12 protein-coding genes and 1 pseudogene are annotated in these 9,180 nt (G+C 71.3%); 9 read left to right on the forward strand and 4 right to left on the reverse strand.

Translation table 11 applies throughout. The features are described 5' to 3' along the window. From AWZ10_RS22485 to AWZ10_RS22515, 7 genes and pseudogenes are all read left to right on the forward strand, one after another. Positions 1–308: pseudogene (locus tag AWZ10_RS22485) on the forward strand (hypothetical protein); the annotation flags it as partial. An 18-nt stretch (positions 309–326) separates the two neighbouring features. Then, positions 327–1,466 carry a segregation and condensation protein A gene (locus tag AWZ10_RS22490; protein WP_079104425.1) on the forward strand — a complete coding sequence of 380 codons (1,140 nt, stop codon included), beginning with the start codon at positions 327–329 and terminating at the stop codon, positions 1,464–1,466. Beyond that, a complete protein-coding gene (scpB, locus tag AWZ10_RS22495; RefSeq protein ID WP_037702151.1) occupies positions 1,463–2,119 on the forward strand; it encodes an SMC-Scp complex subunit ScpB in 657 nt (218 codons plus the stop codon). The genes AWZ10_RS22490 and scpB overlap by 4 nt, the downstream gene beginning before the upstream one ends. Further along, positions 2,119–3,240 carry a pseudouridine synthase gene (locus AWZ10_RS22500; RefSeq protein ID WP_060891904.1) on the forward strand — a complete coding sequence of 374 codons (1,122 nt, stop codon included), beginning with the start codon at positions 2,119–2,121 and terminating at the stop codon, positions 3,238–3,240. The genes scpB and AWZ10_RS22500 overlap by 1 nt, the downstream gene beginning before the upstream one ends. A gap of 177 nt (positions 3,241–3,417) precedes the next feature. Further along, complete coding sequence (locus AWZ10_RS22505) at positions 3,418–4,170, forward strand: NUDIX hydrolase (protein ID WP_046702655.1); 753 nt, start codon at positions 3,418–3,420, stop codon at positions 4,168–4,170. Then, positions 4,170–5,192 carry an ADP-ribosylglycohydrolase family protein gene (locus AWZ10_RS22510; RefSeq protein WP_046702656.1) on the forward strand — a complete coding sequence of 341 codons (1,023 nt, stop codon included), beginning with the start codon at positions 4,170–4,172 and terminating at the stop codon, positions 5,190–5,192. Before AWZ10_RS22505 ends, AWZ10_RS22510 begins: the two co-directional genes overlap by 1 nt. Before the next feature lie 3 nt (positions 5,193–5,195). Beyond that, entirely contained in the window at positions 5,196–5,975 is a 780-nt protein-coding gene (locus AWZ10_RS22515) for a nucleotidyltransferase domain-containing protein (RefSeq protein WP_046702657.1), read from the forward strand. On the opposite strand, the gene AWZ10_RS22520 is transcribed toward AWZ10_RS22515, so the two are convergent. From AWZ10_RS22520 to AWZ10_RS22535, 4 genes are read right to left on the reverse strand one after another with little or no spacing between them, the layout of a single operon-like run. Continuing rightward, positions 5,874–6,653, reverse strand: a complete 780-nt coding sequence (locus AWZ10_RS22520; protein WP_060891905.1) for a nucleotidyltransferase domain-containing protein — start codon at positions 6,651–6,653, stop codon at positions 5,874–5,876. The genes AWZ10_RS22515 and AWZ10_RS22520 overlap by 102 nt on opposite strands. 22 nt (positions 6,654–6,675) lie before the next feature. Then, positions 6,676–7,104: a Rieske (2Fe-2S) protein gene (locus AWZ10_RS22525; RefSeq protein ID WP_046702659.1), complete on the reverse strand. Its 429-nt coding sequence runs from the start codon at positions 7,102–7,104 to the stop codon at positions 6,676–6,678. Then, positions 7,101–7,691, reverse strand: coding sequence for a DUF6529 family protein (locus AWZ10_RS22530; protein WP_060891906.1), 591 nt, complete (start codon positions 7,689–7,691; stop codon positions 7,101–7,103). The genes AWZ10_RS22525 and AWZ10_RS22530 overlap by 4 nt, the downstream gene beginning before the upstream one ends. 57 nt (positions 7,692–7,748) lie before the next feature. Next, on the reverse strand, positions 7,749–8,417 hold the full coding sequence (locus tag AWZ10_RS22535; protein WP_060891907.1) for a hypothetical protein: 669 nt from the start codon (positions 8,415–8,417) through the stop codon (positions 7,749–7,751). 269 nt (positions 8,418–8,686) lie between these two features. Here AWZ10_RS22535 and aroH point away from each other — a divergent pair, with 269 nt between their 5' ends. After that, positions 8,687–9,049, forward strand: coding sequence for a chorismate mutase (gene aroH / locus AWZ10_RS22540; RefSeq protein ID WP_037702127.1), 363 nt, complete (start codon positions 8,687–8,689; stop codon positions 9,047–9,049). After that, on the forward strand, positions 9,046–9,180 hold a 135-nt coding region (locus AWZ10_RS50370; protein ID WP_159058321.1), incomplete at its 3' end, for a 3-hydroxyacyl-CoA dehydrogenase NAD-binding domain-containing protein. The genes aroH and AWZ10_RS50370, both read left to right, overlap by 4 nt.

Consider the following 9,180-nt stretch of genomic DNA (forward strand, 5'->3'; position numbering starts at 1 on the left):
AGCGGGCTGTCGCTGCCGGGCGTCAGCCGCAGCCGCAGGAAGGTTCTGCCACCGCCGCGCCCCGCAAGCGGGGGCGGGGCTCCGGGCGCCGCCCCAGTGGGCGGGAGCGGCACGACGAGAAGATCACGGTGTACGTCTCCGCCGAGGAGCTCATGGATCTCGAACACGCGCGGCTGGTGCTGCGCGGGGAGCACGGGCTGGCCGTCGACCGCGGACGCATCGTGCGGGAGGCCGTCGCCGTGGTGCTGGCGGATCTGGAGTCCCGAGGGGACGCGAGCATCCTCGTACGACGGCTTCGTGGGCGGTAGGGGTAGCCTGCGGGGGTTATGACCTCGTATGACTCCTCTGCGGCGGCCTCCGGCGGTTCGGGCGGTCGTCGGCGTGCGCTGGGGAGGGGGCCCCTGGCTCCGCCGGTCGAGCCGGACACGGGCGAGTCCTCGGCTCAGGAGCGGTCTTCGGCCGAGGCCGGTGAGGCGTTGTGCCCACCCGTTCCGCCTTGCGGAACGCCTGCCCACAGCGCCGGCGGCGGTGACGTGGAACCGCCCGCCGTCGTCCCTGCCGAAGCCGAAGCCGAAGCCGAAGCCGAAGCCGAAGCCGAAGCCGAAGCCGGCGCTGTGCCGGATGTGTCCGACCAGGCCGGAGAATCCGACGACGGGGTCTTCAAGGTTCGGCTCGCCAACTTCGAGGGGCCCTTCGACCTCCTCCTGCAGCTGATCTCGAAGCACAAGCTGGACGTCACCGAGGTCGCGCTCTCCAAGGTCACCGATGAGTTCATGGTGCACATCCGGGCGATGGGGCAGGACTGGGACCTGGACGAGACGACCGAGTTCCTGGTGGTCGCGGCGACGCTGCTGGATCTGAAGGCGGCCAGGTTGCTGCCCGCCGCCGAGGTCGAGGACGAAGCCGACCTGGCGCTCCTCGAAGCGCGGGACCTGCTCTTCGCCCGGCTGCTGCAGTACCGCGCGTACAAACAGATCGCGGAGATCTTCAACCGGCGGCTGGACGAGGAGGCGCGGCGGTACCCGCGGACCGTCGGGCTGGAGCCGCAGCACGCGCAGCTGCTGCCCGAGGTGGTCATCAGCATCGGGGCGGAAGGATTCGCCAGGCTGGCCGTGAAGGCGATGCAGCCGAAGCCGAAGCCGCAGGTGTACGTCGATCACATCCACGCGCCGCTGGTCAGTGTGCAGGAGCAGGCCGGGATCGTCGTCGCGCGGCTGCGGGAGCTGGGGGAGGCGTCCTTCCGGGTGCTCGTCGCGGACACCGACGACACCCTCACGGTCGTCGCCCGTTTCCTCGCCCTGCTGGAGCTCTACCGGGAGAAGGCCGTGGCCCTCGACCAGGAGACCGCGCTCGGGGATCTCGTCGTGCGGTGGACCGGTGGGGACGGGGGCGCGGAGCCCGTGGTCACGGACGAGTTCGACCGGCCGCCCGAGCCGCCCGAGCCGTCCGAGGAGGAGAAGGCGTGAGCGAGGAGAGAACCGGGGTGCCCGCAGGTCCGCGTACCGTCGCCGACCTCGACCTCAAGCCCGCCCTGGAGGCCGTCCTCATGGTCGTGGACGAGCCCGCGACGGAGGAGCACCTGTCGAAGATCCTGGAGCGGCCCAGGCGTCAGATCGCCAGGGCGCTCAGGGAACTGGCCGACGAGTACGCCGTACAGGGCCGTGGCTTCGAGCTGCGGCTGATCGCCGGCGGGTGGCGTTATTACACCCGGCCCGAGTACGCCGCAGCCGTCGAGCGGTTCGTGCTGGACGGGCAGCAGGCCCGGCTGACCCAGGCCGCGCTGGAGACGCTGGCCGTGGTCGCGTACCGGCAGCCGGTGAGCCGGAGCAGGGTCTCCGCCGTGCGGGGAGTCAACTGCGACGGGGTCATGCGGACCCTCCTCCAACGCGGTCTGGTCGAGGAGGCGGGCGCGGAACCCGAAACAGGTGCGATCCTGTACAGGACGACGAACTACTTCCTGGAGCGGATGGGCCTGCGCGGCCTGGACGAGCTCCCGGAGCTCGCGCCCTTCCTCCCGGAGGCGGAGGCGATCGAGGCCGAGACGCTGGAAGGGGTCCCGTCGTTCGATCCGGACGCACCGGACGCAGATGCAGACGACACGACGACGACGGAACTTTGATGCGAAGCAGTGGCAGCGGCAGTGGCAGGAACAACGGGCGCGGCAACCCCCGGGGAAGCGGTGGGGGCGGTAAGCCTCGCGGGTCCGGTGGAAGCGGCTCCCAGCCGAAGGGCGGGGGAGGGCGCGACGACAGGCCGAAGCGCGAGTCCAAGCCCCGTCCCGAGGAGCGCCGCTACGACGTGGGCCCCGACGCCACCCACGAAGGACCGAAGTCCGGGCGGGGCAACGCGGCCCGCGGTGGTGCCAAGGGCGGCCCCAAGCAGTCCCCGAGCGGTGGGCGCGGCCGTTGGGCCCCGGCGACCTCCCGCGAGTACGACGCGCGGGCGGAGGAGCGCAACCGCGAGCGGTACGCGGGCAAGAAGGACGTCAAGCCGCCCAAGACCTTCCCGGGCGCCGAGCAGGAGGGCGAGCGGCTGCAGAAGATCCTCGCGCGCGCGGGCTACGGTTCCCGGCGCTCCTGCGAGGAGCTGATCGAGCAGGCCCGGGTCGAGGTCAACGGCGAGATCGTCCTGGAGCAGGGCAAGCGCGTCGACCCCGAGAACGACGAGGTCAAGGTCGACGGGCTGACCGTCGCGACGCAGTCGTACCAGTTCTTCTCGTTGAACAAGCCGGCCGGCGTCGTGTCGACGATGGAGGACAACGAGGGCCGTCAGTGCCTCGGCGACTACGTGACCAACCGCGAGACGCGGCTCTTCCACGTCGGACGGCTCGACACCGAGACCGAGGGCGTCATCCTGCTCACCAACCACGGTGAACTGGCGCACCGGCTGACCCACCCCAAGTACGGCGTGAAGAAGGTCTACCTCGCGCACATCGTGGGCCCGATCCCGCGCGACCTGGGCAAGCAGCTCAAGGACGGCATCCAGCTGGAGGACGGCTACGCGCGCGCGGACCACTTCCGGGTCGTGCAGCAGACCGGCAAGAACTACCTCGTCGAGGTCACCCTGCACGAGGGGCGCAAGCACATCGTGCGCCGGATGCTGGCGGAGGCCGGCTTCCCGGTCGACAAGCTGGTGCGCGTCGCGTTCGGGCCGATCACCCTCGGCGACCAGAAGTCGGGCTGGCTGCGCCGGCTGTCGAACACCGAGGTCGGGATGCTGATGCAGGAGGTCGACCTCTAGAGTTCCACCGCGTTCGAGCAGTGGGCCGGTCCCGGGTTTGCCTTCGGGGCCGGCCCTTTGCCGTTCCCGGCACCGCTCTTGGCTTCCCTTTCCCCGTAAAAGGGTTGTGCGCCGACCTCTGCCCTTTTATAGTCGGTATGACTATTAGTCATGGTGACCATAAAGGGGGCGGCGGGCATGACCGCACCTGTCGGGGCGTCGAACGGCACCGCACCGGAGGGCTACGACAAGTACGCCTACGAACCCTTCGCCGTCACCGTCGACCTGGCCGTCTTCACCGTCCGTGCGGGCACCCTCCAGGTGCTGCTCGTCGAGCGCGGGCAGGAGCCGTACGCGGGGCGCTGGGCACTGCCCGGCGGGTTCGTGCTGCCGGACGAGTCCGCGGAGGAGGCCGCCTGGCGCGAACTCGCGGAGGAGACCGGGGTCACGGACGCCTCCGGGCTCCATCTGGAGCAGCTCCGGACCTACAGCGAGCCGGGGAGGGACCCGCGGATGCGGATCGTCACCGTCGCGTTCGCCGCGCTGTTCCCGGACCTGCCCTCCCCGCACGGCGGTGGTGACGCGGCACAGGCCCAGTGGCTGCGGTTCAACGCCATCGGTCCGCTCGCCTTCGACCACGACCGCATCCTCGCCGACGCCCACGAACGCGTCGGCGCCAAGCTCGAGTACACCTGTCTCGCCACCTCCTTCTGCCCGCCCGAGTTCACGCTCGGCGAGCTGCAGCAGGTCTACGAGACCGTGTGGGGCACTCCGCTCGACCGGCCCAACTTCCGGCGCAAGGTGCTGGCCACGCCGGGCTTCGTCGAACAGGTGCCCGGCGCCGCCCGCCTGACCGGCGGTCGCGGCAAGCCCGCCGCGCTGTACCGCGCGGGTGGGGCCACCGCCCTGCACCCGCCCCTGCTGCGACCCACCACGGAAGGACGGCCCTGATGACCATGACGCTGCGTACGAAGCGCTCCGCCACCGGATCCCTGATCGGACTCGCCCTCGGAGACGCCCTCGGCTTCCCGACGGAGTTCAACGACATCCCGTCGATCCTCGCCAAGTGCGGCCCCTGGCGGAAGATGGAGCTGCCGAGGCCCGCGATCGTCACCGACGACACGCAGATGACGCTGGCGCTGGCGCACGGGCTGCGGGCGGCCATGGACCGCGGGTCACTCGGCGCCGAGGCGCTGGAGAGGGCCGTCCGCAAGGAGTTCGTGGACTGGTCCCGCTCGCCGGAGAACAACCGCGCCCCCGGCCGCACCTGCCTGGTGGCCTGCGACCTCCTCGCGGTCGAGCGCCACCCCTGGCAGTTCGCCAGCCAGATCGGCTCCAAGGGCTGCGGCGCCAACATGCGGGTCGCGCCGCTCGGTCTGATCGGCCCGCTCAGCGACGAACAACGCGCGGGAGCCGCCCAGTTGCAGGCCGCCCTCACCCACGGCCACCCCACCGCCCTCGCCGCCTCCGACCTCACCGCCCACGCGATACGGCTGCTCGCCCAGGGCACCGAACCGATGGGCCTGGTCGGCCTGCTGCGCTCCTACGCGTACGAGAACCGTGCCCGCTACCATGCGCGCTGGCTCGGCGACCTGTGGACCTACAGCCAGGACCCCTCGCCCGAGCACTACATCTCCCGGGGCTGGGACGAGTGCCTGGAGGCCCTGGACCGGGTCCGGGACGCCCTGCGGCTCCCGTCGCCCGAGACGGACCCCTGCCTGGCCACAGGAGAGGGCTGGATCGCCGAGGAGGCCCTCGCCACCGGGCTGCTGTGCTTCCTGCTCTTCGTCGACGAGCCCGTCACCGCGCTGCGCCGCGCCGCCTGCACCTCGGGCGACTCGGACTCCATCGCCTGCCTCACCGGGGCCTTCGCGGGCGCCTACCACGGGCCGGACGCCTGGCCGTCGGAGTGGGCGGACCGGATCGAGTACCAGGGTGACCTCGTCTCGCTGGGAGCCCTCTGGGACGCTTGAGGGATGACCGACGCCCTCGACATCGACCTGGCCCCCGTGGTCGCGGAACAGCCCGACCCGCTGCTGTTCGCCACCGTCTCCGGAGCCCACCTGTACGGTTTCCCCTCGCGCGACTCGGACGTCGACCTGCGCGGTGTGCATCTGCTGCCCGCGGCCGAACTGGTCGGGCTGCGCGAGCCGGAGGAGACCCGGTCGAAGATGTGGGACCGGGACGGCGTCGAGATGGACCTCGTCACGCACGACCTGCGCAAGTTCGCCCGGCTGATGCTGCGCCGCAACGGCTATGTGCTGGAGCAGCTGCTCTCCCCGCTCGTCGTGCACACGAGCGAGGCGCACCGCGAACTGATCGCGCTCGCCCCCGGGGTCCTCACCCGTCACCACGCCCACCACTACCGGGGGTTCGCCGTCACCCAGTGGCGGCTCTTCGAGAAGACCGGCGAACTCAAGCCGCTGCTCTACACGTTCCGGGTGCTGCTCACCGGCGTCCACCTCATGCGCAGCGGCAAGGTGCAGGCCCATCTGCCCACGTTGCTCCCGGAGGTCGAGGAGGCCCCCGCGTATCTCCCGGACCTCGTCGCGGCGAAGGCGGCCCACGAGCACGGCAAGGCCGACGTCGACCAGGAGCGGGTCGGGGCGGACGTGGAGCGGCTCCAGGGCGTACTGGACGAGGAGCAGGCCCTGTCAGCGCTGCCGGAGAACCCGTCCGCCTACGACGCCCTGCACGACTTCGTCGTCCGCGTCCGGCTCGACGGCCTGAAGGTCCGAGTCGGCCCGAAGGGCTGAGGCACGCCGGGTCCGTACGACGAAGTCCTCGACCCGGTCCCGGTCCGGCTCAGGCGGCAGCGGGCTGCGGGCCGCCGCCTCCTCGGCCTCCGTGGCCAGCCGGGCCATCCAGGACTCGACCCTGGCCCACGGGACCTCGCCGCGCTTCACCTCCAGCAGGGGTTCGCGCTGGTCACCCACGTCGATGATCAGCGTGCCCGTGCGCAGCAGGTCGCGGCAGCTCATCAGGAGGCGGAGCAGATGCATGGCGTGCTTCCAGCGGGGGGCGCCGTGCGTGCGGACGTCCGCGCCGAGCTTCTTGCGCTGTCCGAGGGCGTAGCGGGCGAACGTCTCGTGGGCCTGGCGGGACAGGAACGCCCCGCGCAGGGCGAGCAGTTCACGGCCGGTGGCGTCGACGTGCTCCACCAAGGGGGAGTGCAGACACTCCAGGATGTTGGGGTTGGCGCGCAGGGCCAGATCGCAGAACCGCTCCAGCTCCCAGCCGAACTGCTCCTCCGCCGGGCCCTCCACGTGGGTCGGCGGCTTCTCGAAGCGCCAGAACAGCTCGGTGGGAGCCAGGAAGACGCCCCGCCGGTCCGTGTCGCTGTCGTCCGTCGCGAGACCGAAGGCCCGTGAGCCCATCACGCAGGCGTAGATCGTGTGGTCGCGGACCAGGGCGTGCGGGTGCGGGGGCTCCATGCCCGGGAGCGTACGTGCCGGCTCAGGCCGGCTGAATCGAATTTCCCGCGACCGTGATCTCCTCGGCGGGCAGCGGCTGGGTGGCCGGACCCTTCACCACCGCACCGTCCGTGATCTTGAACTTGCTGCCGTGACACGCACAGTTGATCGTCTCGTCCGAGACGCTGCTGACGATGCAGCCCGCGTGGGTGCAGACCGCCGAGAAGGCCTTGAAGTCGCCCTCCTCGGGCTGGGTCACGACGATCTTCCGGTCCTTGAAGATCTTGCCGCCGCCCACCGGGATGTCGGTCGTCCTCGCCAGCTCCCCGCCGCCGGTACCGGCGTCCCCCGGCGAGGTCTCGTCCCCGGAGTCGCCGCCGTCGTCGCCGTACTCACCGCACCCCATGAGCAGCGCCGCCGTGCCCGCCGCGCCGGTGGCCAGCACCGCGCGCCGCGTGGAACCCATCGTCATGTCGTCACTCCGAACGTACGGAAGAACCAGAGGGCGGAGGTCAGCCAGACGACCGTGAGAGCGGTGAAGACGAGACCGCCGACGATCGGCAGGAGCCAGCCGGGGAGTCGCTCCGAGCGGAGCAGCAGCATCTTTGCACTGAAAACACCGAAGAAGAAGCAACCCAGGAGAGAGTGCCACAAAACGCGCGGTTCGTACGTCTGGAAGCCGAGGGCGTACAGGCAGTGCACCGCCACCGGTACCGCGATCAGGAACGCCGCCCGTCCCGACCAGCGGTGCAGCACCCCCGACCAGCCCGGGCCCGGCAGCTTGCCGTACATCATCAGAGCCGACGTCAGCTGCACGAGCGCGAAGCCGAACGACGCCGTCGCCAGCCATGACTTCACGGCGCCCGTGCCGCTGAAGCCCGCGAGGTTGAACGCGGTGCCCGCCGGGTCGTGCACCTTGCCGTAGGTGCCGAGTCCGACCGCCACCGCGCACGCCACGAGGGCCGGGACCAGATAGCGGGAGGCGCCGCCGGGGCCCCGGGCGGGGGCGGGGCGCGGGGACGGGAAGTCCTGGGTGGCGGCGTTCGGGTCGACGGTCATGAGCTGCTCCCTGCGGTGAGGGGTTCCTGGGGGCGTCGTGGTGGGCCGAGCGCCGTGTCACGGTGCGACGGGGCGGGCTGTGAGCCGCTGCCCGTCGATCGTCACCGCCCCCGTCTCCGGGTCGATCTCCGGTGCTGTCGTGGGCTTGCCGTCGCGCTTGAGGATGCCGACCTGGCGGCCGTCCGGCAGGACGATCCAGCCGCCGTCGACCTCGGCCCCGCGTACGTCGGCGGTCGCGCGGTACAGCCCCGAGGGCTTGACGGTCCTGGGCGCCGTGAAGCCGTACTCCTGACCGCCGATGTCGACCGTGCCGCGGACGCTCCTCCCCTTCAGCGTGCCGTTCAGCTCGGCGCCGTCCTTGCCCGTGAGCTTCATGCCGCCGTCGTCCTCGACCTCGCCCTTGAGCCAGGACTCCTCGTCGCGGCCGTCGCAGAAGTAGGCGACCGCCTTGCCGTCGCGCAGTGTCACGGCGATCGCGGCGGAGTCGTCGTCGGTGCGGCCCGCGTAGTCGGCGTCGGCCGGCGGGGCGGGCGTCTGGCGCGCCGAAGGCGAGGTCCTCGTCGGCGACGGGCTCGTCGACGGGCTCGGCGACGCCGAGGCGGACGGTGGGTCGTTCCTGGTGGACGACGAGGTGGCGCGGGTCCCTGTGGTCGCGTTGAGCGACAGCATGAACAGGGCGAGCAACAGCCCGCCGAGAAGGGTGAGAAGTGGTCCGGAGCGCTTCATACGAGCCTCCCCCGAGGCGTGGCGCGGACGGCCTCCCCCATGCAAGCGGACATGGGGGACGGCGTCCAGGGGCGCGCGGAGGTGTTTCACCCCAAGTGGCGGGACAGTGACGTTCGCGTGACATTGTCACGGTCTGCGACGGTGATCCTCCACCGAGGGTCCTTCCCTACCGGGTGTCTCGGCAGGCGGGCGCCGCGCACCGGCCCGGGGCGGGCTGACTAGGCTGGTTGTACAGAGAGCCGGGATGTACATCAGCAAGGAGCAGAGCCGTGGCGGTACGAGCGGTCCGGGGCGCCGTCCAACTCGAGCGGGACGAGGCGGGGCACATGGACGAGCAGGTGGGCGAGCTGCTCACCGCGGTCCTGGAGCGCAACGGGCTCACCCCGGACGACCTGATCAGCATCTGGTTCACGGCCACCCCCGACCTGCACAGCGACTTCCCGGCCGCCGCGGCCCGCAAGCTCGGCATCGTCGACGTACCGCTGATCTGCGCGCAGGAGCTGGACATCGAGGGCGCCATGCCCCGGGTCGTCCGGATCCTCGCGCACATCGAGTCCGACCGGCCGCGCTCCGAGATCGCGCACGTCTACCTGGGCACCGCGGCCGCACTCCGCAAGGACATCGCCCAGTGAGAACCGCACTCGTCATCGGCACCGGGCTGATCGGCACCTCCGCCGCCCTCGCCCTGGCCCAGCGCGGCGTCGCCGTCCACCTCACGGACCACGACCCGGAGCAGGCCCGTACGGCGGCCGCGCACGGCGCC

It is taken from the genome of Streptomyces europaeiscabiei, from assembly GCF_001550375.1.
Classification (GTDB): Bacteria; Actinomycetota; Actinomycetes; order Streptomycetales; family Streptomycetaceae; genus Streptomyces; species Streptomyces europaeiscabiei.

Excerpts from the sequence above, each read along its gene's own strand:
- AWZ10_RS22515 (WP_046702657.1), top strand. The coding sequence starts at position 5,196 with ATGACCGACGCCCTCGACATCGACCTGGCCCCCGTGGTCGCGGAACAG.
- AWZ10_RS22505 (WP_046702655.1), top strand. The coding sequence starts at position 3,418 with ATGACCGCACCTGTCGGGGCGTCGAACGGCACCGCACCGGAGGGCTAC.
- AWZ10_RS22500 (WP_060891904.1), top strand. The coding sequence starts at position 2,119 with ATGCGAAGCAGTGGCAGCGGCAGTGGCAGGAACAACGGGCGCGGCAAC.
- AWZ10_RS22530 (WP_060891906.1), bottom strand. The coding sequence starts at position 7,691 with ATGACCGTCGACCCGAACGCCGCCACCCAGGACTTCCCGTCCCCGCGC.
- AWZ10_RS22490 (WP_079104425.1), top strand. The coding sequence starts at position 327 with ATGACCTCGTATGACTCCTCTGCGGCGGCCTCCGGCGGTTCGGGCGGT.
- AWZ10_RS22520 (WP_060891905.1), bottom strand. The coding sequence starts at position 6,653 with ATGGAGCCCCCGCACCCGCACGCCCTGGTCCGCGACCACACGATCTAC.
- AWZ10_RS22535 (WP_060891907.1), bottom strand. The coding sequence starts at position 8,417 with ATGAAGCGCTCCGGACCACTTCTCACCCTTCTCGGCGGGCTGTTGCTC.
- AWZ10_RS22510 (WP_046702656.1), top strand. The coding sequence starts at position 4,170 with ATGACCATGACGCTGCGTACGAAGCGCTCCGCCACCGGATCCCTGATC.
- AWZ10_RS22525 (WP_046702659.1), bottom strand. The coding sequence starts at position 7,104 with ATGACGATGGGTTCCACGCGGCGCGCGGTGCTGGCCACCGGCGCGGCG.